The sequence below is a fragment of the Pseudomonas sp. D2002 genome, from assembly GCF_013385735.1.
GTDB lineage: Bacteria > Pseudomonadota > Gammaproteobacteria > Pseudomonadales > Pseudomonadaceae > Aquipseudomonas.
In genome coordinates, this window is sequence record NZ_JACAPL010000003.1 from 136,669 (window position 1) to 162,174 (window position 25,506).

The window sequence follows — 25,506 nt, forward strand, 5'->3', positions numbered from 1 at the left end:
CTATCGCTGTGCACGCATAAACTGAATCAAGTCCGGCCATGACGGTGGAATGTAACCCACGGCCTCACGGAAGCGTGTCGAGTCAAGGGAACGATCAATCGCCAATTTATCATCGGGAATAATATCAATTTCCTTTTGATAGACCTTGGCGATTTCATTCAGCAGCGTGAACTTATCAATAGGGTTAACCGAGACGTGATAGAGGCCGAACAACTGCTCGTTCGGCAGCACATACTCAACAATGATGCGCGCCAGTTCTGCAGTAGGCACGCCCGAAAAAATAGCTTTCGTGAACCCCTTTACCGACCCTTCCTGGGACAGAAACCAATCAACCAGAGACGCGGTGCTCGCTAACTCATGGCCGATGATAGAGGTGCGCAAGGTGATCGCGTGAGGCTGATCATTCAACTCGCCAATAAACTTGGACTTTCCATACAAGTCGACCGCATCGGAAATATCCGACTCGAGGTACATGCCCTTCGAGCCGGTAAATACACAATCGGTACTGATATGAATCAGCCGCGCGTTGGCCAGCTTGCATAATTTGGACAACCGATGGGGCAACATCGAGTTGAGCGGCAACGTCGACAGCGGATCATTGGCGTGGGCTAATTGCTTGATCAAGCCGACGCAGTTGATCACCACGTCCGGACGATTGTCTTCAAACACCGAGACCAGCGACTCGTAATCCAGAACGTCAACATTTGAATAAAAGCTGCCCCGATGCTTTTCCTCAAAATACGCTGCCCCGCTTTGCCCACGCATAGTGCCGAAAACACTATGTGATGTGTGATTGGAAAGATACTTGAACACCGCACTACCAAGCATTCCCGTCACGCCCAACACTAATATTTTCATGGTTTATCTCTAAAGGTTGCCAATTCGTTCTTTAATAATCTGTACCAATCGACGGCACTGCGTTTTCATTTCGTAATTGTTACAGAAAAAGCTGAACGACGCCGCCCCGTAGGCGGCTCTTTTTTCCGGCGAAGCCTCGTAGAGCGACTCGATGTTCCTGGCAAGCGCTGCTGCGTCCTCTGCCTGAGAACACAACCCGGCACCTGCCTGCTCCACTATTCTGGCGCCCTCTCCATCCAGGGCGGCCAGGATAGGCTTGCCCGCTGCCATATACGCCTGGATCTTACTGGGTATGGTCAACGCGAATATTTCCTCGCGCTTGAGTGTGACCAGTAGCGCCTCACTTTTTGAAAACAGTTCAGGCATGACCGAGGAAGGCAAACGCCCTACGAGCTCAAGATTATGCAGGTTGTGTTGACGCTTCTGCTCATGCATCCAATCCAAACGGCTGCCACTGCCCACCACGACAATCTTGCAGTCCAAATGAAGCAGTGCTTTTGCGGCATCGACTATCGTTTCCAAGGACTGCGCAAACCCGAGGTTCCCGGCAAAGACCACACAAAAATTGGACGACAATAATCGGCTGATCTCCAGCGGCAGACGGTCGCAAGGGTCTGTCTGAGCGGCAGGAACACGGTAAGAGTTGGGGTAGTAGACCAGCTTGTCTTTTGCCACATACTTGGACGCCGAGGAAATAAACGCCTCGGACTGCACCAGCACCGTGTCGGCCTTGGCATAAATAAAACGGACTAAAACCCCAATCGCCTTCAAGAGCAGCGAATTGGTGATGAACCCCGTCGCCTTAAGCGTCTCGGGCCACAAATCCTGCACCCAAACCATCAAATGAGCGTTGCTGGAACGCTTCAACACGATGGCTGGAATAGCTGCGGTAATCGGCGAGACCGCAAAGACAATAATCGCGTCGAACTGCTTACCGGCACTCTGCTTGGGAAAATACCTGATTCCATTTTTCACAAAGGAGAGATAGTTGAGAAGCAGGTTCCGGGCACCGCCTGACTTTCGCGGCCTCAACGGAACGCGGTGTATTTTTACACTGTCCTTGTACACCTGCTCACTGCAAGCCGTTTGATCATAGTCTTGATAAGTCTCACCGTCCGGGTAATTAGGTTGCCCGGTAAAGACTTCAACCGTGTGCCCAAGGCAAGCCAGCTCCTCAACAATATCATTGATAATAAAGCTCTCAGGATAAAAATACTGAGTGACAATCGCAATATTCAAAGACATATCATCCCACACTATCAAATCGGGATTTAAGCGCCTTGGGCCCTTGCACAATTACGGACTTGAAAAATGACAATATCGCAACCCAGCGATTCATCGAACCGTCAAAAACGGGCCTGCGACTAGACAGCTCTACAAATCTTTTTGATGTTTCGACAATATCAAACGCTTTCGCTTTTTGTCGATGCTTATTGGATACTTCATTGTATTGTTCGGGACTCATAGTGTGCAGCTTCTCGATGGTTTCCAGAATCCCCATTCTCACCGTCGTCGCCGACTCTTCATTGTAGGAATATCCTGAAACATCCGAAAACAACCCACAGGTCAAGGGCAACGCTATGGATTCAATGCCCACCACAGAAGGAATACCGGCGGCAGACGCTTCGATGATCGTCGTACCAGAGCCTACAAAACAAAGCGCACCGTCGAAAATGCTGGGGAGTTCGGCATACTCCACCTCGCCCATAAAGTGCACGTAGTCACTGACGCCACAGGCCTGCGCCAATGAAACCAGCGCGGCGTGTTCAGGCCCCGAACCGTAGATGAAGTATTCAAAGTTTGCGCGCTTACGCAGCTCACTCAACTGCGTGATGACGTGCTTATTGTAAACTTTGAAATCGACTAAACGCCCTACCGAGACGATCCGCAGAGACGATTGAAGCGGCTGCCGAGCGCTGTAGTTTTCGAAGGAGATGCCCAGGGGCAATACATCCAGCGTCGCCACGTCAACCTGCGCCAGCGCCGCAGCCATTTCGGCGGTTCGCTCATTGGGAAACAACGTCAACTGGACGTTACGGTCATACAGTTCGAGCATTTTTTTTCTGAAATATACATTCCGCCCTCGCCACCAGCTGATTTCCATAGCATGGTAGATACCGACGCTGAGAAAGGAAAACTTCAAGCGTGTCTTGTTCAGAAAAACATAAGCCAATGTCAATATGTCTACAACGTGAACAATGTCGTACACGTTCGGATCTTTTTTGGCTGGCAACAGCGCATTTATCCAGCTGGACGCAGACAGAAAGGGTACATGCTCGACGACATCGACTTGGGCGTGACGAGACAGCTCGTCGAACAGCCCTGCATCACATTTATTCGACAGCACCCTCACCGTTACCGTATACCCGGCCTGGCTGAGGTATTTAGCCAATCGGACGACGTAGGTCTCAACCCCACCGATGGCCAAGCCCCCTACCACAAACAAGATATTCTTCATACGCCCACCACACTAATTATAGAAAACTAAAAAACACTTCGGAATTGCCGGTCCACCCCGAGTTACTACTCAAATTCAGGTACAAAGTGGCGAGCGCATATAATGAGACCATGACAACGCCCAGCTTCTTACCCAATACGTGCACTGCCAACATCGGCAGCAGCACGTATTCAAACATGGAAATGCTCGCATATCCGCGACCTGCGAGTATGGCAAAATCGCCCATGACTATTCGCAAAAACGTTGCGCAATAAAACACGCAAAACACCAGCTTGAACGTTGGGTAGCGTGCATCCAGCTTTTGCGACCAGATCAATCCAGCGACCACCAGGATCAGGTTTTTGACATTGACCATGTCGAACAACGGCAGTGCATAGCCGTATTTTTCCGTCGTCAGGTAGGACTCAATTTTTTCACTGATAAAACTGATAAATTCCAGTTGACGCAGCAGGAGCTTTGAATCAACAAACGACGCGGCCAATAAAAGAATGCCACTGAGCCCAAGGTAAAAAGCCCGCGAGGGTTTTAGCCAATACAAAACAACAGGCACCACAAAAAACACCGACGACACGTGCACCATCATTGCTAGCGCAAGATAAACCGCCAGTAGCGCGTATTCTTTTCTATGAAGATACGTGGCGGCCAAAAAAACCAGACCGGAAGCGACACCCAAGCGTATTGCATTCAGCTCTTTGGCAAGAAAAAAGTGAGCAAAATAGACCAGCACACCCAAGGCAAAGTAAGGAGAGAAATACCGTATGCTTCTGAGGTTGAGAGAAACCGCCAGCAGCGAGCAGAAGCCAAATAAAATGAAAGAATTGCGCCCTACTACGGCCAACACCGAGAGGATAATATAGAAACCGAATTCGATATTAAATGTTGAGTAGCTGTAGTCGCAAAACAGGTGGCGACACTCCAGCACCGAGGGAACTTCCTGCATCATTCTCAGGTAGGCGAGATCATCACTGCCCACGCCTGCGATCCTGAATGTCGCCAGCAGGATAAGAGGAACCCCCATCAGGGCGCCCACCGCTGCCCGCGGCAACGCGTAGTCACTCAGGGTATCCCACGCAGCAACGATGACCAGGAATCCGAATACGAGGTACAGCGGGAAGGAGAATTCCAGGCCCATCAGTTGCGTGCCCAATAGATAAAACCGGCAATGGAAATCATAAAAAATATTATATAAGCCAACATATAAGAATACATCACGCCGTACACACCGCCGACTTCGCGCCCCACGGTGAACGTCAAGCCAACAAACAGCAGCGCCTGCAGCACCTCGGAGAAGATATACAATTTCGTCGCAGCTTTGGCCACCACAACAAAGCCTATGACATAGGCAGCAACTTTGAAGAAGTCGCCAATCAGTTGATAAATTATATAACTTTCCAACTCATGAAATTCGGAAGACAACAACACCGGAATAAAAAAACTTCGCCCTACGTACAACACGCTCGCGCCAGCTAAAAACACCGCCATCACCAACAGCATAAACTTGATCACTTGCGCTTTGATCACGGCCTTGTCTTGGGTCGCTGACACCATCGGCATGTAGTACGACGCCAGAAACACACTGAAAAAACCGATGTACGCGCTCGACAGCTTGATGCTCCCTTGCCAGATGCCCGCCTCGGAGTAGCCTACCCGTGCTATCAGCGATTCCCTGATAACTATCTCGACCACGGGAAACATCAGTGCACTGACCAGCAACATCAACCCAAACTTGGAAAACTTCTTGCTCAGCGCAACATCCACCTTGCGCCACGTGAACATTCTGAACAGTGGCATACCCTTCAGGTAAACCAAAGAGATGAGCGCCGGCATAGTGAAGATAGCCAACATGGCAATTGCCGCACCGGGCAGGCCAAATGCGGAAATCAGCCACCAGATAATGGGCAGCACCACAAGGTTAGCCGTTACTTGAACGCTGGCGTTGACTTTAAGTTTTCCAAGGCCATTAAAAAAACCTGAAAACAGCGTATTGAACGCAAAGACAAACTGAGCAAGCGCCAGCAGGACAATGATCCAGTAGTCCTCAGGATGCCCAAATACAAAATTCGACACCTGCGCTGAAAAGACCGCCAGTAAAATAAATGACACCAGGCAGAATCCGAAAGCGTAGAACGCCGATGTCGAGAACAACTTATATAACTTGAATGGGTTGCTTTTAAATTCTGCGACGTACTTTATGATACCGTGGCTTATCCCTCCTCCCGCCAGGAGGACGGCGATAGACACTAAGCTCATGAAATGTCCGAGCTTGCCGAGGCCGTCGACCCCCAGGTACAGGGCGATTAACTTTAATATGCAGAAGCCAACAAGTATCTTTGACGCTTGCGCGGCGCTTGTAAAGAAAGCGCCGAACAGCATGCTGCGGTTTGAGCCCTTCAATTCACCGACCCGCGGCATCAACTGCACCTATCACCGAATTGATGACATGCTGCATTTCAGGCTCTGTCATGCCATACCAGATGGGCAGGCGAATAAGACGCTCGCTTTCCTGGGTCGTAAACCGGTCTTCGCCGGTGAACCGACCGAGTAAAATACCCGCCGGTGCACTGTGCAGCGGAACATAATGAAATACCGCCCCCACACCCGCAGCGTTCAGATAACTGAGCACTGACTTGCGCGCGTCGATGTTCTTAACTTTAATATAAAACATGTGCCCATTGGCGATACACGCTTCGGGGACCGTTGGCACTTCAAGCAGGCCCGCCGCGACCAACCCAGCGAACGCCAGGTTATAGCGCTGCCAAATGCCGAGCCTGAAATCGTTAATGTTCTTCGCTTCTTCCAATTGACCAAACAAATAGGCCGCTTGCAACTCACCCGGCAAATAACTACTGCCAATATCCACCCAGGTATATTTGTCGATCATCCCTCGGAAAAACTGACTGCGGTTAGTGCCTTTCTCTCTGATGATTTCGGCGCGACCAATGAACCGCTTATCGTTGATTAACAACAAGCCGCCTTCACCACCACTCGTGTAGTTTTTAGTTTCATGAAAACTATAGGCCGCCAGATGTCCGATCGTGCCCAACCAACGGCCTTTATACGTCGACATCATGCCTTGCGCGGCGTCTTCCACGACAAATAAATCATGCCGCTGGGCAATGTCCATAATCACGTCCATTTCACAGGCGACACCTGCATAATGAACGGGGACGATGGCTTTGGTCTTTGCGGTGATCGCCGCCTCGATAAGCGTCTCATCGATATTCATGGTGTCCGGGCGAATATCGACAAAAACAATTTTCGCGCCCCGAAGCACGAATGCGTTCGCCGTACTGACAAAGGTAAAGCTGGGCATGATCACTTCATCACCCGGCTGTATATCTATCAAAATGGCGGCCATTTCGAGTGCTTGGGTGCACGAGGGCGTCAGCAGGGCCTTTTCACATGAAAGTGTTTCTTCAAACCATTGTTGGCAACTAATGGTAAATTCACCGTCACCCGACATCTTGGCACTGCGCATGGCGCGCGTAACATATTGATCTTCATTACCCGTATAGGGTGGTTTGTTAAATGGAATTTTCATCAAGCTCACCCTAAAATTCTTTTTCTAGCCGTAATCAATCTTTCTATTCTGACTCGTCTAGCAGGCACTTCAGTATAAGCACCCCGAGTATCAGTACCTTTAGTAACGGTTGCCAACGCCCTCACTGTACAGCCCTAAGCCGACACTGCGCCGGAAAATAACCACCGCCCCAACACCGACGATGACATGCGATGCTTTTATGCGCGCTCTAAAGCATAAAAATTGATCACACAAATTTTCCCTTGGTTTGCGCTCTGAACGCAACACACCAAGGAGAATCATTTCAGAGCAATTCTTGCCCTTCCCCCTCCTGCGACGGGGTCAACACAACCCTAATCGTGCCAAACCTGCGCAATAGACACTCATCACACGTCATAGCTTTGCTGATTGAATATCGCCCGCGCCAGGCGTCAGAGGGCTGGGCATCAATCGAAGGATCCCAACGTCTGGCCACCACTGCGCAGGGTTACCACGCAACACTTTGTGGCATTTACCCCAGGCATGGAAAGCCTGCCCTGCGCCATCGCAAGCCTCATTATCGGCCGACGCAGCTCAATGTTTAGTAAATCCCCTCAACTGACGCGCGCATAGGGTTCGGGACGGGTAGACATTCCCTCATGCACATACAACGACGAATTGCAAAAAGTCGTTTACGGTGGTCTCACCGTTAACATTTTTTGAATAGTCGGCTTAAACCCGATAGTTGCTTAAAGGCAAGATCCGCGAAATAGGCTTAGTCGGGATCTAATTAGTTTCGGCCCTGGCACTTGTCCGGGACACATACATTTGCGGAGTTAACTACAGATACGAGAGTGTTTGCTTTAGCAAATGAACGCCCAACGCCTGCACACCTATCATGTAATGAAGAGGCAAGATGGCAGTTGTCATTAACGGGCCGCATGTTACCCCATATCCGGCACACTTTGAACCGTGAAGCGTCTATTTTATAACGCTCGCCCAGGGCTAGCCCTTCAGAGCTCTCTGTTTTTTGGGGAAAAGGGCTAAATGTGCGATATCGGCTGACCCGATTGACTGAAGGGGGAGCGCATTCATAGTGGTCCCCCAAATAACGCGTACGTTACTAAGAGGATGCTGGAAGCCTATGCCCCCAACCCACCTTATAAGCGCAAGCAGCAGCGAGGAGGACGCTACTCACGCACGATCGACGCTCGCTTGTGACGACGGGTAGCGCTGACCAGCACGCACAACAGCGGACCCACCATCAACCCGACAATCAGCGCAGCCACAACATAAACTGCCACCGGCAGTTGCAGGGTGGTCCAACCCAAGAACGAAAGAGAAACGCCTTGTTGGTTTTCCAACACAAAGGCCAAAACCACCAGTGCGACAGCCAGCACTGCCAACACCAGAAAAACGCGTTTAATCCCACGCATAACTTACTCCTACCCTAAAACCACTCAGACGCCCTCTTCCTCGTCTTCGTTCACTCGATCGCGCAATTCCTTGCCCGGTTTGAAATGCGGCACAAACTTACCGTCAAGGCTGACGGACTGCCCGGTTTTCGGGTTACGACCCACTCGCGGCGCGCGGTAGTGCAAGGAAAAACTACCAAAGCCACGGATCTCGATTCGATCCCCCGTGGCGAGGCATTGGGACATTTGCTCGAGCATGGTCTTGATAGCCAGCTCTACATCCTTGGATGAAAGCAGCCCTTGATGGGTGACAATTCGTTCGATCAACTCCGACTTCGTCATATTTTTCCCTTCTTTTTCAAGCAGCTAGGAAAAGCGCTCCAAAGGTTTTAGCATGACTTGGTGAATTTGAACAGCCCACGCTTTAACTTATCTTCAGGTTGGTTTAACGCCCTCAAAAAGTACCTTACCTCTTCATTTGCAGATCACCAGCATCGTACGGGTCACTGCACCTGCCGGGTTCCAACCAAACACGTAGTCGCCCTCTTCGTCTTTAGCGTCACTGGAACGCGTTACAACCTTGTAGCCCTGCATCTTGCACTCACGGGCAGCACGCTTCTCGCACTTCTCCCAATTGGAACCAAGCCCCGAACAGTCAATCTCGATGCCGCTGACGCCATGCCTGGCATGAGTCCTGGCACTGGTGGAGCACCCTGCAAGCAGTACGATTGAGAAGATGACAATAAACTTGTTCATTCAAATCCTTATTGAAGCAGCAACACGGGGATAGCCAGCATTAAAACTATAGTCAGTTCTGACAGCCGACTGCACGCCTTGGTTCTAAGTTGTTGATTCAACAAATTTCAGGCACAAAAAAGGGCGACCGAAGTCGCCCTTTTTCTATGGTCTGACAGAACTTAGTTCTGTTTTTCCATTTGTGCACGCAACAGGTCGCCCAGAGTGGTAGGACCAGCAGCAATTTCAGAGGTAGCTGGCTTGTCGCGCAGGCTCTGGATTGCTTCTTTCTCTTCAGCATCGTCTTTCGACTTGATGGAGAGCTGGATTACGCGGCTCTTGCGGTCAACGCTGATGATCTTGGCTTCTACTTCCTGGCCTTCTTTCAGAACGTTGCGCGCGTCTTCAACGCGGTCACGGCTGATTTCGGAGGCTTTCAGAGTCGCTTCGATATCGTCGGCCAGAGTGATGATGGCGCCTTTAGCGTCAACTTCTTTCACGATGCCTTTAACGATTGCGCCTTTGTCGTTGTCCTGAACGTATTCAGAGAACGGGTCGCTTTCCAGTTGCTTGATACCCAGGGAGATACGCTCGCGCTCTGGGTCAACCGACAGGATAACGGTGTCCAGCTCGTCGCCCTTCTTGAAACGACGAACAGCTTCTTCGCCCACTTCGTTCCAGGAGATGTCGGACAGGTGAACCAGGCCGTCGATGCCGCCGTCCAGACCAATGAAGATACCGAAATCGGTGATCGACTTGATGGTGCCGGAGATTTTATCGCCCTTGTTGAACTGGCCAGAGAAATCTTCCCATGGGTTAGATTTGCACTGCTTGATGCCCAGGGAGATACGACGACGCTCTTCGTCGATGTCCAGAACCATAACTTCCACTTCGTCGCCGACTTGTACGACTTTCGAAGGGTGGATGTTTTTGTTGGTCCAGTCCATTTCGGAAACGTGTACCAGGCCTTCCACGCCTTCTTCCAGCTCAGCGAAGCAGCCGTAGTCGGTCAGGTTGGTAACACGCGCGGTAACGCGAGTGCTTTCTGGGTAACGAGCTTTGATAGCAACCCATGGATCTTCGCCCAGCTGCTTCAAGCCCAGGGAAACACGGTTACGCTCACGATCGTACTTCAGAACCTTGACATCGATCTCGTCGCCAACGTTGACGATTTCGGAAGGATGCTTGATACGCTTCCAAGCCATGTCGGTAATGTGCAGCAGGCCATCGACGCCACCCAGATCGACGAATGCGCCGTAATCGGTGAGGTTCTTGACGATACCTTTGACTTGTTGGCCTTCCTGCAGGGATTCCAGCAGAGCTTCACGCTCGGCGGAGTTCTCTGCTTCCAGGACGCTGCGACGGGAAACGACAACGTTGTTGCGCTTCTGGTCGAGCTTGATGACCTTGAATTCGAGTTCTTTGCCTTCCAGGTGCGTGGTGTCGCGCACTGGACGAACGTCGACCAAAGAACCTGGCAGGAACGCACGGATGCCGTTAACGTCGACAGTGAAGCCGCCCTTAACCTTACCGTTGATAACGCCCTTGACCACTTCTTCAGCTGCGAAGGCTGCTTCGAGAACAATCCAGCATTCAGCGCGCTTGGCTTTTTCACGGGACAGCTTGGTTTCACCGAAACCGTCTTCAACCGAGTCCAGAGCAACGTGAACTTCGTCACCGACATTGATAGTCAGGTCACCAGCATCGTTGTAGAACTGTTCCAGCGGGATCAGAGCTTCAGACTTCAGACCAGCGTGAACGGTTACCCAGCGAGCTTGGTAATCGATATCAACGATAACACCGGTGATGATGGAGCCTGCCTGAAGGTTCAGGGTTTTTAGGCTTTCTTCAAAGAGTTCCGCAAAGCTTTCGCTCATTTTAATTCCTGTTGATAAGGGCGAAGAATACGCCCATCTCCACACCCCAGACGGTGTGGGTCAGTTTCAATTAAAAGAAGCACCACAGGACTATGACTGGTCCCCTGCAGCCTTCTTGGTCACCCGGCGATATCGCGAATGGCGATTTCACTCAAGATGCGTTCCAGCACCTGCTCGATGGACAACTCCGTGGAATCCAGCTGTATGGCGTCAGCCGCCGGCTTAAGCGGGGCTACCGCACGCTGGGTATCACGCTCATCGCGTGCACGGATCTCATCTAGCAGACTCGACAGACTAACACCATCGACTTTGCCCTTCAACTGCAAGTAGCGGCGGCGAGCCCGCTCCTCGGCGCTGGCGGTCAGGAAAATCTTCAATGGGGCCTCCGGAAACACCACGGTGCCCATATCACGACCATCGGCCACCAAACCCGGCGGCTCCTGAAATGCCCGCTGACGCTGCAGCAAAGCGTCGCGCACGGCCGGCAGCGCGGCAACCTGGGAAGCCCAGGAGCCGACTTGCTCATTACGCAGATCATCCGTCACATCGTCCCCTTCGAGGATGATGCGCTGTGGATGACCTTCCGTCGCGCCGACGAACTGCACATCAAGGTGCGCCGCCAACAGCTTCAAGGATTCTTCGTTGGTCAGGTCGACGCCATGGTTGCGTGCGGCAAATGCCAGCAAGCGGTACAGCGCGCCGGAATCCAGCAGGCACCAGCCCAGGCGCTTGGCCAGGATGCCGGCGATGGTGCCTTTGCCCGAGCCGCTTGGCCCGTCGATGGTAATCACCGGTGCTTTGATATTCACAATTGAGCCTCTTGGGCAACACGGATGCCGACTTGGGCACACAGTGTAAGAAAATTCGGAAAAGATGTAGCAACATTGGCGCAGTCACGGATACGAATCGGCGCCGCTGCACGCAGGGAAGCCACGCTGAACGCCATGGCAATCCGGTGATCGCCGTGGGCATGCACTTCACCGCCGCCCATCAGGCCACCGTCAATGATAATCCCATCAGGTGTCGGTTCACACTTCACACCCAGGGCCAGCAGACCGTCGGCCATGACCTGGATACGGTCGGACTCCTTCACGCGCAGCTCTTCAGCGCCGCGCAATACCGTGCGCCCTTGCGCACAGGCCGCCGCGACGAACAGCACCGGGAATTCGTCGATAGCCAACGGCACCAACGCTTCAGGAATCTCGATACCCTTCAGCGCTGCAGCCCGCACGCGCAGATCCGCAACCGGCTCACCACCGACTTCACGCAGGTTTTCCAGGGTGATATCCGCGCCCATCAGCCGCAGGATATCGATCACCCCAGTACGTGTCGGGTTGATGCCGACATGCTCCAGCAACAACTCGGAGCCCTCGGCAATCGACGCCGCCACCAGAAAAAACGCCGAAGAAGAAATATCCCCCGGCACTTCAATATGCGTAGCGGTCAATGCATGGCCTGACTCGACCGACGCCGTAGCGCCCTGCACTTGCACCGGGTACCCGAAGCCGCGCAGCATGCGCTCGGTGTGATCACGGGTCGGCGCAGGCTCGGTCACCGAGGTTTTACCCTCGGCATACAACCCCGCCAGCAACAGGCAGGATTTGACCTGAGCGCTCGCCATAGGCAGTGCATAAGTCAGCCCCTTCAACGCCTGGCCACCGCGAATGGTCAACGGCGGACGCCCTTCCGGCCCGGTTTCGATCACAGCCCTCATTTCCCGCAGCGGTTTGGCCACGCGGCTCATCGGGCGCTTGGACAGCGAAGCATCGCCAGTCAACACGCTGTCGAAACGCTGCGCCGCCAGCAAGCCGGACAACAGGCGCATCGACGTACCGGAATTACCCAGATAGATCGGGCCTGGCGCGGGCTTCAGGCCATGCAAGCCCACGCCATGAATGGTGACACGCCCATGGTGCGGCCCTTCAATCACCACCCCCATGTCGCGAAACGCCTGCAAGGTCGCCAGGGCATCTTCGCCCTCAAGAAAACCTTCAACCTCGGTCACGCCCTCGGCCAACGAACCCAACATGATCGAACGATGGGAGATCGACTTGTCGCCAGGCACCCGAATCTGCCCGCTCAAGCGGCCACCGGGGCTGGCGATAAAGGTCTGCTCATCGGCGTTCACAGCGGTTTCCATATAGGCCCGGCGCGCCAGGATCTTGCTGAAATGCTCGCGCGCCACCCGCGCACGGGTGAACACGCCCAATAATTGATGGCCATCTCCGGCATCGACCGCATCGCGCAAGGCGTCAAGGTCACTGCGGAAGGTGTCCAGGGTGCGCAACACCGCTTCGCGATTGGCGAGAAAGATGTCGTGCCACATCACCGGATCACTGCCGGCAATGCGCGTGAAATCGCGGAAGCCACCGGCGGCGTAGCGGAAAATATCCAGATTTTCATTGCGCTTGGCCAGGGAATCCACCAGGCCAAAAGCCAGCAGATGTGGCAAATGGCTGGTTGCCGCCAGCACTTCGTCGTGACGCTCAACCTGCATATGCTCGACATCGGCACCCAACTCGCGCCACAGGCGATCCACTACTGCCAAGGCGGCCGGATCGGTCTGCTCAAGCGGCGTCAGAATCACCTTGTGGCGGCGGAACAGCTGCGCATTGGACGCCTCCACCCCGCTCTGCTCGGAACCGGCAATCGGATGACCCGGCACAAAGCGCGCCGGCATGCCGCCAAACGCCACTTGCGCCGCGCGCACCACATTGCCCTTGGCACTGCCGACATCCGTCAGGATCGCCTGCCCCAGGTCCATGCCCGCCAACAAGCCCAGCAATTTCTCCATCGCCAGAATCGGCACCGCGAGCTGAATCACATCCGCGCCCTGGCACGCGAGCGCCAGGTCTGCTTCACAGCGATCCACCACGCCCAATTCAACCGCCAACTTGCGCGATTGCGGGTCCAGGTCCACACCGACCACTTCGCCACACAGCCCGCTTTCACGCAGGCCTTTGGCGAAAGAGCCGCCGATCAACCCCAGACCGACCACCACCAGGCGACCGATCATAGGCACAGCAGGTTGCAATGCAGTGACATCAACCACGAGCCAGAACCTTGGCCAACGCCTCCAGGAAGCGGCTGTTTTCCGCCGGCAAACCAATGGTGATACGCAGGTGGTTCGGCATGCCGTAGTTGGCGACCGGACGCACAATCACGCCTTCGCGCAGCAGGCCCTGGAACACCGGGGCGGCCACTTGAGCGAGATCGACGCAAATGAAATTGCCTTTGGACGGAATCCAGCCCAGGCCCAACTCACGGAAGCCTTCCTGCAATTGCAGCATGCCGCTTTCGTTGATGCGTCGCCCTTCTTCCAGGTACTCGGCATCTTTCACCGCGACACACGCCGCCGCCAAAGCGAGGCTGTTGACGTTGAACGGCTGGCGCACGCGGTTCAGCACGTCGGCGACCACCGCCGTGGACAGGCCGTAGCCAACCCGCAGCGAGGCCAGGCCATAGGCCTTGGAGAAGGTGCGCGACACCAGCAGGTTCGGGTAAGCCGCCAGGAAGTCCAGGCCATCCGGCAGATCGCTGCCTTCGGCGTACTCGATATAGGCCTCGTCCAGCACCACCAACACGTGCTCCGGCACGTCTTGCAGGAAGTCGTTCAGCGCTTGCGCATCGAACCAGGTGCCGGTTGGGTTGTTGGGGTTGGCGATAAACACCACACGGGTCTGGGCGTCGATGGCGGCCAACATGGCCGGCAGGTCGTGCCCCCAATCCTTGGCGGGAATCACGCGCGCATCGGCACCGACAGCCTGGGTAACAATCGGATAGACCGCGAATGCGTGCTCGCTGAACACTGCATTCAGCCCTGGCGCCAGATACGCGCGGCCGACCAGTTCAAGAATGTCGTTGGAACCGTTCCCCAAGGTCACCTGGTTCAGCTCGACCCGGCAGTTTTCCGCCAGCAGGGATTTGAGGGCAAAACCGTTGCCGTCCGGATAGCGCGTCAGCTCGGCCAACTCTTCACGAATCGCCGCCAGTACCTTCGGGCTTGGCCCCAGCGGGTTCTCGTTACTGGCCAGCTTGACGATCTTCGACGGGTCCAGGTTCAACTCACGCGCCAACTCGTCCACAGGCTTGCCTGGTACGTAAGGCGACAGTTGTTGCACGCCCGGCTGAGCCAGGGCGAGGAAGTTGCCACTCATGTTAAAGCCTCACAAAACCGCTTTCGGGTAAGAGCCCAGCACCTTGAGTGCTACGGCTTCCTGACTGATTTTCTCCAGCACACCTTTAACCAGCGGGTCGCGGTGGTGGCCGATGAAGTCGATAAAGAACACATACGTCCATTTACCGCTGCGCGAAGGGCGAGTTTCGATTCGCGTCAGGTCAATCCCGTTGTCGTGGAACGGCACCAGCAGCTCATGCAACGCGCCGGGCTTGTTGCTCATGGAAACAATGATCGAGGTCTTGTCGTCGCCGGTCGGCGGCACTTCCTGGCTGCCGATCATCAAGAAGCGCGTGGAGTTATCCGGGCGGTCCTCAATTTTTTCGGCCAGGCGCGTCAGGCCATAGAGGCCCGCGGCCATATCACCGGCAATCGCCGCCGAATTCCACTCACCCTTGACCCGCTTGGCCGCTTCGGCGTTGCTGGACACCGCCACGCGCTCGACATTCGGGTAATGCGCGTCCAGCCACTTGCGGCACTGGGCCAGCGACTGAGCGTGGGAGTAGATACGGCTGATACTGTCGGTCTTGGTGCTCTCACCCACCAGCAAGTGGTGGTGGATGCGCAGCTCGACTTCGCCGCAGATCACCATGTCGTGCTCGAGGAAGCTGTCCAGAGTGTGGTTGACCGCGCCTTCGGTGGAGTTTTCCACCGGCACCACGCCAAAGTTCACCGCACCGGCCGCCACTTCACGGAACACTTCGTCGATCGCCGCCATCGGCTTGCTGATCACCGCGTGGCCGAAGTGCTTCATGGCCGCCGCCTGGGTGAAGGTGCCTTCAGGGCCGAGGTACGCGACTTTCAACGGCTGCTCAAGGGCCAGGCACGACGACATGATTTCACGGAACAACCGCGCCATCTCCTCGTTGCCCAACGGGCCCTTGTTGCGCTCCATGACGCGCTTGAGCACCTGGGCTTCGCGCTCGGGCCGGTAGAACACCGGCACTTCGCCTTCCGCCAGGGACGCCATTTTCACCCGTGCCACTTCCTGGGCGCACCGCGCGCGCTCACTGATCAGCTCCAGGACTTTCTCGTCCAGGCTGTCAATGCGTACGCGCAGTGCCTTGAGTTCTTGCTCAGACATTAGCCGTGTTCCTTTTCGAACTCTGCCATGTAGGCAACCAGCGCCTTGATGGCGTTGATGTCGACAGCGTTGTAAATGGAGGCGCGCATGCCGCCCACTGAACGGTGGCCCTTGAGGTTCAGCAGGCCACGCGCGTCGGCACCAGCCAGGAACGGCTTGTCCAGACGGTCATCAGCCAGGCGAAACGGCACGTTCATCCACGAGCGGTCGCTCAGGTTGATCGGGTTGCTGTACAGGCCGCTGGCGTCGATGAAATCGTACAGGGTGCGCTTCTTCTCTTCGTTCAGCTTGCCCATGGCGGCGACACCGCCCTGCTCCTTGAGCCACTCGAAAACCAAACCGGACAAGTACCAGGCAAACGCCGGCGGGGTGTTGTACATCGAACCGTTATCGGCCGCGACCTTGTAGTTGAGCATGGTCGGGCACACCGAACGGGCGCGACCCAGCAAGTCTTCACGGATGATATTGACCAGGATGCCGCTCGGGCCGATGTTTTTCTGTGCGCCGGCGTAGATCATGCCGTACTTGGACACGTCGATCGGGCGCGAGAGGATGTCCGAGGACATGTCGCACACCAATGGCACGTCACCCACTTGCGGCACCCAGTCGAATTCCAGGCCGCCGATGGTTTCGTTGGCGACGTAGTGAACGTAGGCCGCATCCGCAGACAACTTCCACTCGTTCTGACCCGGAATCGCGAAGTAGTCGTAAGGCTTGGCGGTGCCGGCCACATTGACGTGACCGTAGCGCGAGGCCTCTTCAATGGCCTTCTGGCCCCAGATACCGGTGTCGATATAGTCGGCAGTGCCGCCTTCGGGCAGCAGGTTCAGCGGAATCTGGGCAAACTGCTGGCTGGCGCCGCCTTGCAGGAACAACACTTTGTAATCGGATGGGATGTCCAGCAAGTCGCGCAAATCCTGCTCGGCCTTGGTGGCAATGGACACGAACTCATCGCTGCGATGGCTCATTTCCATCACGGAGAGGCCTTTTCCATGCCAGTCGAGGAGTTCACCCTGCGCACGCTGCAGGACTGCTTCAGGAAGCGCCGCGGGACCGGCACAGAAGTTATAGGCTCTCTTGCTCACATCCAATCTCACTCTGCTCTGGTGGTAGTCACACAAACATATCAGCCGACACCCAATCCAATGTGGGAGCGGGCTTGCTCGCGAAAGCGATCTAACAGGCGACATCTCTGGTGAATGTCAGTCCGCCTTCGCGAGCAAGCCCGCTCCCACACTGGATCTCCACAGCTGTCGATATTTCCGTTCGGACAAACAACAAGGGGGCGAATCTTCATCCGCCCCCTGTGTGTCCGCTTATTCCTGCGGTTCTTCTTCGTCTGCGGCAGCGTCGAGAGTTGGCTCGTCAACGTTGTCATCGCCTGCTGCGATCACCTCGCCTTCAAATTCCTCGCCTTCCAGCTCTTCGCCTTCGACTTCCGATGGCTCCTGCACACGCTCCAGGCCGACCAGTTTTTCGTCTTTGGCCAGCTTGATCAGCGTGACGCCCTGGGTGTTACGGCCCAGGCTCGACACTTCAGCCACACGAGTACGTACCAGGGTGCCCTGGTCGGAAATCAGCATGATTTCCTCGCCATCGAGCACCTGGACCGCGCCGACCAGACGGCCGTTGCGATCGTTGCTGACCATGGCAATAACGCCCTGACCGCCACGCTTGTACTCCGGGAACTCGCTGATGGCGGTACGCTTGCCATACCCACGCTCGGAAGCGGTGAGGATCTGGCTGCCTTCTTCCGGGATCAGCATCGAAATCAGCTTCTGCCCTTCCGGCAGACGCATGCCGCGCACACCGCGGGCGGTACGGCCCATGGCGCGAACGTCGGATTCCTTGAAGCGTGTCACTTTGCCGCCGTCGGAGAACAGCATGACTTCACGCTCGCCATCGGTAATGGCAGCGGAGATCAGTACGTCGCCTTCATCCAGCTCCAGGGCGATCAGGCCCACGCTGCGTTGACGGCTGAAGGATTCCAGCGGGGTCTTCTTCACGGTGCCTTTGGCGGTGGCCATGAAGATGAAGTGACCTTCCGTGTATTCCTCGACCGGCAGCATGGTGGTGATGTATTCATCACTGTCCAGCGGCAGCAGGTTGACCAGCGGGCGACCACGGGCGGCGCGCGAGGCTTCAGGGATTTCGTAGGTTTTCAGCCAGTACACTTTGCCTTTGCTGGAGAACAGCAGCAGCGTGGTGTGGCTGTTGGCGACCAGCAGGTGAGCGATGTAGTCCTCATCCTTCACGCCGGTAGCCGATTTACCTTTACCACCACGACGTTGGGCCTGGTACGCAGCCAGCGGCTGGGTCTTGGCATAACCACCGTGGGAGATGGTCACCACACGCTCTTCTTCCGGGATCATGTCACCCAGGGTCAGGTCGAGACGCGCATCGAGGATTTCGGTGCGGCGCACGTCGCCGTATTCGGCGCGGATCACTTCCAGTTCTTCGCGGATCACTTCCATCAGGCGCACGGCGCTGCTGAGGATGCGGATCAACTCGCCGATCTGATTGAGGATCTCCTGGTACTCGGCCAGCAGCTTCTCGTGCTCCAGGCCGGTCAGGCGGTGCAGGCGCAGCTCCAGGATGGCCTGGGCCTGTTCCGGCGACAGGAAGTACTTGCCGTCACGCAGGCCGTATTGCGGGTCGAGGGTCTCCGGGCGGCACGAATCGGCACCGGCACGTTCAACCATCGCCACAACGGCGCTGGATTCCCACGGCATCTTGATCAGGGCTTCTTTAGCTTCCGACGGCGTCGGCGAAGCCTTGATCAGGGCGATAACCGGGTCAATGTTCGACAGGGCAACCGCCTGGCCTTCCAGGATGTGCCCACGCTCGCGCGCTTTACGCAGTTCGAACACGGTACGGCGGGTGACGACTTCGCGGCGGTGCCGCACGAAGGCTTCCAGCAGATCCTTGAGGTTCAGGATGCGCGGGCGACCGTCGATCAGTGCAACCACGTTGATACCAAACACGCTTTGCAGCTGGGTCTGGGCGTAGAGGTTGTTGAGGATCACCTCAGGCACTTCGCCACGACGCAGTTCGATCACTACGCGCATACCGTCTTTGTCGGACTCGTCGCGCAGCTCGGTGATGCCTTCGAGCTTCTTCTCTTTAACCAGCTCGGCGATCTTCTCGATCAGACGCGCCTTGTTCAGCTGGTAAGGCAGCTCGGTGATGACGATCTGCTGGCGGCCACCGACCTTGTCGATGTCTTCGATGATCGAGCGGGCGCGCATGTAAATGCGGCCGCGACCGGTGCGGTAGGCTTCGATGATGCCGGCGCGACCGTTGATGATCGCGGCGGTCGGGAAGTCCGGGCCGGGGATGTATTGCATCAGCTCATCGACGGTCAGCTCAGGGTTGTCGATGAGGGCCAGGCAACCGTCGATGACTTCACCGAGGTTGTGTGGCGGGATGTTGGTGGCCATGCCCACGGCGATACCGCTGGAGCCGTTGACCAGCAGGTTGGGAATACGGGTTGGCATGACCGCCGGGATCATTTCGGTGCCGTCGTAGTTCGGCACCCAGTCCACGGTTTCTTTATGCAGGTCGGCCAGCAGCTCGTGCGCCAGCTTGGTCATGCGCACTTCGGTGTATCGCATGGCCGCGGCGTTGTCGCCGTCGACCGAACCGAAGTTGCCCTGGCCGTCTACCAGCAGGTAGCGCAGGGAAAACGGCTGGGCCATCCGAACGATGGTGTCGTACACCGCAGTGTCGCCGTGAGGGTGATACTTACCGATCACGTCACCGACAACACGGGCAGATTTCTTGTACGGCTTGTTCCAGTCGTTACCCAGCTCGCTCATCGCGAACAGCACACGCCGGTGCACGGGCTTCAAGCCATCGCGCGCATCAGGCAGTGCCCGACCGACAATTACGCTCATCGCGTAGTCGAGGTAGGACTGTTTCAGCTCGTCTTCGATATTGACCGGGAGGATTTCTTTGGCCAGTTCGCCCATGAGAAGCCTGATTCCTTTTTCGGGTGAAACCTCGTCACATCCATATGGGACGAACGAAGCTCGCCGCTGCCGGCAGAGTGCCTGACAACGACTTACGACAAATCAACGAGTTATGACACGGATCTGCACGTTATAGGCAGCCCCTCGGGGCCACCCTGGAAACCGCCGGATGTTATCACAATCGCCGCCACGCACCTATCCCCCTGATGCGCATGGAGGCTAGTAATTTGACGGATGACAGGCTTGAGGGGGACGAGAGGGGCTCAGAAGTGGGTTGATGCTATTTTCAAGGTACAGATCCAAGGATTTTGTTGACTTTGAAGGCCCATTCGCGAGCAAGCCCGCTCCCACACTTGAATGTGTTAACAATTCAAATGTGGGAGCGGGCTTGCTCGCGAATGCAATCTCACAGGCGCCACCTTCCTCAATGCAGCCGTTTACGGCACATCAACTTGGCCAACTTGGCCGTATCCGGTCGCTCGACGATGCCTTTTTCGGTCACGATCACATCAATCAGGTCGGCCGGCGTCACGTCAAACACCGGGTTAAACGCCGCAACCTCCAAGCGCTGGCCCATCACATCCAGCAACTCAGCCGCCTCACGCTCTTCCAAGCTGACGTCTTCGCCGGTGGCCATCATCAAATCAAGCGTCGAACTCGGCGCCACGACCATGAAGCGCACGCCATGGTGCATCGCGCACACGGCCAGCTGATAGGTGCCGATGGTGCTGATCACATCACCGTTGGCGGCAATGCAGTCGGCGCCGACGATCACCCAGGTCACGCCCTTGGTCTTGAGGATATGCGCGCCAGCCGAGTCAGCATTGACCGTCACCGGGATGCCCTCGCCTGCCAGCTCCCACGCCGTCAGCCGCGAACCTTGCAGCCAGGGCCGCGTTTCATTGACGTAGACATGCTCAACCAAACCTTCAAGGAAGGCCGCGCGAACCACCCCAAGGGCCGTGCCGACGCCGCCCGTGGCCAGCGCGCCGGCATTGCCGTGGGTGAGGATCGCCTGAGCGTTGCCTTGGTGTTTGCGAATCCGATCGAGGCCCAATTGGGCCATGACCACATTGGCCTCCCGGTCACTTTCATGAATCGCGATGGCTTCGGCTTCCAGCACCGCCAGCGGGTCGGCGTGCTTCTTGACGCGATCGAGGCGATCGCGCATGCGCTTCAAGGCCCAGAACAGGTTCGACGCGGTCGGGCGGCTATCGGCCAGGAGCGCGTAGTCTTCTTCCCACGCAGCCTGCCAATCACCGCCTTCAGCGATGCGTTCACGGGCGGCGAGCACCAGCCCATAGGCGGCGCTGATACCAATCGCCGGGGCGCCGCGCACCACCATCGTGCGAATCGCGTCGGCGACTTCAGCCGCGGTAGTGCAGGCAACCCAGGCTTGCCGGGACGGCAAGGCACGCTGATCGAGCAGGTGCAGTGCGCCATCACGCCACTCGATGGCCCTCACGTTGTCTGCCGCTAACAGTCGGTCGCGCATCCCTTACCCCGCACTCATGAACAAAAGCCGCCGATTATAGCGATCCGCCAGCCAGGACGCTCGGGTATACTTCGCCCTTCTTTTATAGCTGCCTGGGAAGAAGCCTGCGATGACCTCCACTGCCGCCCCGCTCGACCTGTTGCTGCTGCCCACTTGGCTGGTGCCTGTCGAACCTGCCGGCGTGGTGCTCAAGGAACATGGCCTGGGCATCCGTGATGGGCGCATTGCCTTTATCGGGCCGCGGGCTGCGGCCTTGAAGCTGGCGGCCAGTGAAGTACGCGAGCTGCCGGGCATGCTGCTCAGCCCCGGTCTGATCAACGCCCACGGGCACGCGGCGATGAGCCTGTTTCGCGGCCTGGCCGATGACCTGCCGTTGATGACCTGGCTGGAAAAGCACATCTGGCCCGCCGAAGCCAAATGGGTCGATGAAGCCTTCGTGCGCGACGGCACCGACCTGGCTATCGCCGAGCAGCTCAAGGGTGGCATCACCTGCTTCTCCGACATGTACTTCTACCCCAAGGTCGCCAGCGACTGCGTGCATAACAGCGGCATGCGCGCGCAAATCGCGATTCCGATCCTCGACTTCCCGATTCCCGGCGCCAGCACACCCGACGAGGCGATTCGCCAGGGCGTCGAGCTGTTCGGCGACCTCAAGCACCACCCGCGCATCAAGATCACCTTCGGGCCGCACGCGCCGTACACCGTGTGCGACGAAAACCTGGAGAAAATCCGCATCATCGCCGAAGAGCTGGACGCGTCCATTCATATGCACGTGCACGAAACCGCCTTCGAAGTGCAGCAAGCCGTCGAGAAGACCGGTGAACGCCCATTGGCGCGTCTGGGCCGCCTCGGCCTGCTCGGCCCGCGCTTCCAGGCCGTTCATATGACCCAAATCAGCGAGGATGACCTGGCTTTGCTGGTAGAAAGCAACACCAGCATCATCCATTGCCCGGAATCGAACCTGAAACTGGCCAGCGGCTTTTGCCCGGTGGAGCGTCTGTGGCAGGCTGGCGTCAACGTGGCGATCGGCACCGATGGCGCCGCCAGCAACAATGACCTTGACCTGTTGGGCGAAACCCGTACCGCCGCGCTGCTGGCCAAGGCGGTCGCCGGCTCGGCCACCGCCCTGGATGCGCACCGCGCCCTGCGCATGGCCACGCTCAACGGCGCCCGCGCCATGGGCCTGGAAAGCGAGATTGGCTCGCTGGAAGTCGGCAAGGCTGCCGATATCGTGGCCTTTGATCTTTCAGGGCTGGCGCAACAACCGATCTACGATCCGGTCTCACAACTTATATATGCCACCGGACGCGATTGTGTGAAACACCTTTGGGTCGCCGGCAAGCAGTTGCTCGACGACCGGCAATTGACCCGCATGGATGAACAACAGTTGACCGCCACGGCCATTGCCTGGGGCCAACGCATCAGCGGGCACAGCGAATAACGCCGATCTTGAACCCTGGCGTTCAAGACCGGCAAACCGATTTATCAGATTTAGAGGATTCACCATGAGCAACGTCGACCACGCCGAAATCGCCAAATTCGAAGCCCTGGCTCACCGCTGGTGGGACCGCGAAAGCGAGTTCAAACCCCTGCACGACATCAACCCGCTGCGGGTGAACTGGATTGACGAACGCGTCAACCTGGCCGGCAAGAAGGTGCTCGACGTCGGTTGCGGCGGCGGCATCCTCAGCGAAGCCATGGCCCAACGTGGCGCCACCGTGATGGGCATCGACATGGGCGAAGCGCCACTGGCCGTGGCCCAACTGCACCAGCTGGAATCCGGCGTGAGCGTGGAATACCGCCAGATCACCGCCGAAGCCCTGGCCGAGGAAATGCCCGAGCAGTTCGACGTGGTCACCTGCCTCGAGATGCTCGAGCACGTGCCCGACCCGTCCTCGGTGATCCGCGCGTGCTTTCGCATGGTCAAGCCGGGCGGCCAGGTGTTCTTCTCCACCATCAACCGCAACCCCAAGGCCTACCTCTTCGCGATCATCGGCGCTGAATACATCATGAAGCTGCTGCCACGCGGCACCCATGACTTCAAGAAATTCATCCGCCCCTCCGAGCTGGGCGCCTGGAGCCGTCAGGCCGGGCTGACCGTCAAAGACATCATCGGCCTGACCTACAACCCGCTGACCAAGCACTACAAGCTGGCCAGCGACGTTGACGTCAACTACATGATCCAGACCCTGCGCGAGGAGTAAGCCTGTGAAGTTGCGAGCGGTTCTCTTCGATATGGACGGTACGTTGCTGGACACCGCGCCGGACTTCATCGCGATCTGCCAGGCGATGCGCGCCGATCGCGGCCTGGCGCCGATCAACGACCAGCACATCCGTGATGAAATCTCCGGTGGCGCGCGAGCGATGGTCGCCGTGACCTTCTCGATGGACCCCGAATCCCCAGGCTTTGAAGAACTGCGCCTGGAGTTCCTGGAGCGCTACCTCAAAGGCTGCGCGATCCACAGCAAACTGTTCGACGGCATGGAAGAACTGCTGCAGGACATCGAAAAATCCAAGCTGGTATGGGGCGTGGTCACCAACAAGCCGCTGCGCTTTGCCGAACCGATCATGCAGCAGTTGGGCCTGGCCGAGCGCTCGGCGCTGCTGATCTGCCCGGACCACGTGAAGAACAGCAAGCCAGACCCGGAACCGTTGATCCTGGCGTGCAAGATGCTCGACCTGGACCCGGCCAGCGTGTTGTTCGTGGGCGATGACCTGCGCGATATCGAGTCCGGCCGCGACGCCGGCACCCGCACCGCCGCGGTTACGTTCGGCTACATCCACCCGGACGACAACCCGCGCAACTGGGGCGCCGATGTGGTGGTGGATCACCCGCTGGAACTGCGTAAGGTGCTGGATAACGCACTGTGCAGTTGCTGAAGTATCACCGACCTCACTGAATGATGAAGATCCAATGTGGGAGCGGGCTTGCTCGCGAAGGCGGAGGGTCAGTCAATTCATCTGTCACTGACCCACCGCTTTCGCGAGCAAGCCCGCTCCCACAGGGGACCTTCATTGTTCTCAGGTCTGGTACTGTCAATCTGTTGAATTCTGTCGAGGTTTTTTATGTTTGATTACTCCGCACGCCCAGAACTGCTCAAAGGGCGGGTAATCCTGGTGACCGGCGCCGGTCGCGGGATTGGCGCCGCAGCGGCAAAAACCTATGCCGCCCATGGCGCCACCGTGCTGTTGCTGGGCAAGACCGAAGCCAACCTGGCCCAGGTGTATGACGAGATCGAAGCGGCGGGCCAACCGCAGCCGGTGGTGATTCCGTTCAACCTGGAAACCGCCCTGCCCCATCAATACGATGAGCTGGCCGCGATGATCGAAAAGGAGTTCGGCCACCTCGACGGCCTGCTGCACAACGCCTCGATCATCGGCCCACGCACGCCGATCGAGCAGTTGTCCGGTGAAAACTTCATGCGAGTGATGCACGTCAACGTCAACGCAATGTTCATGCTGACCAGCACCTTGCTGCCGCTGCTCAAGCTGTCCCAGGACGCGTCGGTGGTGTTCACCTCCAGCAGCGTCGGGCGCAAAGGCCGGGCGTACTGGGGCGCGTATGGCGTGTCGAAATTTGCCACCGAAGGCTTGATGCAAACCCTGGCCGATGAGCTGGAAGACGTCGCCTCGGTACGCGCCAACAGCATCAACCCAGGCGGTACACGCACCAGCATGCGCGCCCAGGCCTACCCCGGTGAAAACCCGATGGAACGGCCGGCGCCGGAAGAAATCATGCCGGTGTACCTGTACCTGATGGGGCCGGACAGTGCCGGCATCAATGGGCAGGCGTTTGATGCGCAGTAACCTGCCCTGATCGTTCCCACACTCCGCTGATCGTTCCCACGCTCCGCGTGGGAATGCCGCCAAGGACGCTCCGCGTCCCGCTTATGCAAGGGTGACGCGGAGCGTCATAGGATTCATTCCCACGCAGAGC

At 56.9% G+C, this 25,506-nt stretch carries 21 protein-coding genes; 4 read left to right on the forward strand and 17 right to left on the reverse strand.

Going from position 1 to position 25,506, the window contains the following annotated elements:
• The 17 genes from HX783_RS03885 to mtnA form a co-directional block, all read right to left on the reverse strand.
• A complete protein-coding gene (locus tag HX783_RS03885; protein WP_177016029.1) occupies positions 1 to 858 on the reverse strand; it encodes an SDR family oxidoreductase in 858 nt (285 codons plus the stop codon).
• A 9-nt stretch (positions 859 to 867) separates the two neighbouring features.
• On the reverse strand, positions 868 to 2,103 hold the full coding sequence (locus HX783_RS03890; RefSeq protein ID WP_177016030.1) for a glycosyltransferase family 4 protein: 1,236 nt from the start codon (positions 2,101 to 2,103) through the stop codon (positions 868 to 870).
• A gap of 1 nt (position 2,104) precedes the next feature.
• Entirely contained in the window at positions 2,105 to 3,316 is a 1,212-nt protein-coding gene (locus HX783_RS03895; protein ID WP_177016031.1) for a glycosyltransferase family 4 protein, read from the reverse strand.
• 16 nt (positions 3,317 to 3,332) lie between these two features.
• Positions 3,333 to 4,448, reverse strand: coding sequence for an EpsG family protein (locus HX783_RS03900; RefSeq protein ID WP_177016032.1), 1,116 nt, complete (start codon positions 4,446 to 4,448; stop codon positions 3,333 to 3,335).
• Complete coding sequence (locus HX783_RS03905; RefSeq protein WP_177016033.1) at positions 4,448 to 5,728, reverse strand: O-antigen translocase; 1,281 nt, start codon at positions 5,726 to 5,728, stop codon at positions 4,448 to 4,450. The genes HX783_RS03900 and HX783_RS03905 overlap by 1 nt, the downstream gene beginning before the upstream one ends.
• Entirely contained in the window at positions 5,712 to 6,857 is a 1,146-nt protein-coding gene (gene rffA / locus HX783_RS03910; protein ID WP_177016034.1) for a dTDP-4-amino-4,6-dideoxygalactose transaminase, read from the reverse strand. Before rffA ends, HX783_RS03905 begins: the two co-directional genes overlap by 17 nt.
• A 1,148-nt stretch (positions 6,858 to 8,005) precedes the next feature.
• Positions 8,006 to 8,251 (reverse strand): lipopolysaccharide assembly protein LapA domain-containing protein, encoded by a 246-nt coding sequence (locus HX783_RS03915; protein ID WP_159954967.1) that lies wholly within the window; start codon positions 8,249 to 8,251, stop codon positions 8,006 to 8,008.
• Between the two features lie 24 nt (positions 8,252 to 8,275).
• Positions 8,276 to 8,572 (reverse strand): integration host factor subunit beta, encoded by a 297-nt coding sequence (gene ihfB / locus HX783_RS03920; protein ID WP_003218804.1) that lies wholly within the window; start codon positions 8,570 to 8,572, stop codon positions 8,276 to 8,278.
• A gap of 132 nt (positions 8,573 to 8,704) precedes the next feature.
• Positions 8,705 to 8,986, reverse strand: coding sequence for a hypothetical protein (locus HX783_RS03925; protein WP_177016035.1), 282 nt, complete (start codon positions 8,984 to 8,986; stop codon positions 8,705 to 8,707).
• A 161-nt stretch (positions 8,987 to 9,147) separates the two neighbouring features.
• Positions 9,148 to 10,842 (reverse strand): 30S ribosomal protein S1, encoded by a 1,695-nt coding sequence (gene rpsA, locus HX783_RS03930; protein ID WP_071483562.1) that lies wholly within the window; start codon positions 10,840 to 10,842, stop codon positions 9,148 to 9,150.
• Between the two features lie 119 nt (positions 10,843 to 10,961).
• Positions 10,962 to 11,651, reverse strand: coding sequence for a (d)CMP kinase (gene cmk, locus HX783_RS03935; RefSeq protein WP_003172653.1), 690 nt, complete (start codon positions 11,649 to 11,651; stop codon positions 10,962 to 10,964).
• Positions 11,648 to 13,858, reverse strand: coding sequence for a bifunctional prephenate dehydrogenase/3-phosphoshikimate 1-carboxyvinyltransferase (locus HX783_RS03940; RefSeq protein WP_256347125.1), 2,211 nt, complete (start codon positions 13,856 to 13,858; stop codon positions 11,648 to 11,650). The genes cmk and HX783_RS03940 overlap by 4 nt, the downstream gene beginning before the upstream one ends.
• Positions 13,859 to 13,886: 28 nt before the next feature.
• Entirely contained in the window at positions 13,887 to 14,999 is a 1,113-nt protein-coding gene (gene hisC, locus HX783_RS03945; RefSeq protein WP_177016037.1) for a histidinol-phosphate transaminase, read from the reverse strand.
• A gap of 9 nt (positions 15,000 to 15,008) precedes the next feature.
• Positions 15,009 to 16,103 (reverse strand): prephenate dehydratase, encoded by a 1,095-nt coding sequence (gene pheA, locus HX783_RS03950; RefSeq protein WP_053132458.1) that lies wholly within the window; start codon positions 16,101 to 16,103, stop codon positions 15,009 to 15,011.
• The gene (gene serC / locus HX783_RS03955; protein WP_177016038.1) at positions 16,103 to 17,188 is read right to left on the reverse strand and encodes a 3-phosphoserine/phosphohydroxythreonine transaminase; all 1,086 of its coding nucleotides are present in this window, start codon (positions 17,186 to 17,188) and stop codon (positions 16,103 to 16,105) included. Before serC ends, pheA begins: the two co-directional genes overlap by 1 nt.
• Before the next feature lie 231 nt (positions 17,189 to 17,419).
• Complete coding sequence (gene gyrA, locus HX783_RS03960) at positions 17,420 to 20,074, reverse strand: DNA gyrase subunit A (RefSeq protein WP_159954962.1); 2,655 nt, start codon at positions 20,072 to 20,074, stop codon at positions 17,420 to 17,422.
• A gap of 424 nt (positions 20,075 to 20,498) precedes the next feature.
• On the reverse strand, positions 20,499 to 21,569 hold the full coding sequence (mtnA, locus tag HX783_RS03965) for an S-methyl-5-thioribose-1-phosphate isomerase (protein ID WP_177016039.1): 1,071 nt from the start codon (positions 21,567 to 21,569) through the stop codon (positions 20,499 to 20,501).
• 109 nt (positions 21,570 to 21,678) lie between these two features.
• Between mtnA and HX783_RS03970 the strand changes: the two genes are divergently transcribed.
• From HX783_RS03970 to HX783_RS03985, 4 genes are all read left to right on the forward strand, one after another.
• Positions 21,679 to 23,010 (forward strand): TRZ/ATZ family hydrolase, encoded by a 1,332-nt coding sequence (locus HX783_RS03970; protein ID WP_177016040.1) that lies wholly within the window; start codon positions 21,679 to 21,681, stop codon positions 23,008 to 23,010.
• A gap of 64 nt (positions 23,011 to 23,074) precedes the next feature.
• Positions 23,075 to 23,773, forward strand: coding sequence for a bifunctional 2-polyprenyl-6-hydroxyphenol methylase/3-demethylubiquinol 3-O-methyltransferase UbiG (gene ubiG / locus HX783_RS03975; RefSeq protein WP_003172645.1), 699 nt, complete (start codon positions 23,075 to 23,077; stop codon positions 23,771 to 23,773).
• A gap of 4 nt (positions 23,774 to 23,777) precedes the next feature.
• Positions 23,778 to 24,449 (forward strand): N-acetylmuramic acid 6-phosphate phosphatase MupP, encoded by a 672-nt coding sequence (mupP, locus tag HX783_RS03980; protein WP_159954959.1) that lies wholly within the window; start codon positions 23,778 to 23,780, stop codon positions 24,447 to 24,449.
• A gap of 186 nt (positions 24,450 to 24,635) precedes the next feature.
• On the forward strand, positions 24,636 to 25,376 hold the full coding sequence (locus HX783_RS03985; protein ID WP_159954958.1) for a YciK family oxidoreductase: 741 nt from the start codon (positions 24,636 to 24,638) through the stop codon (positions 25,374 to 25,376).
• The last annotated feature ends 130 nt before the right edge of the window (positions 25,377 to 25,506 follow it).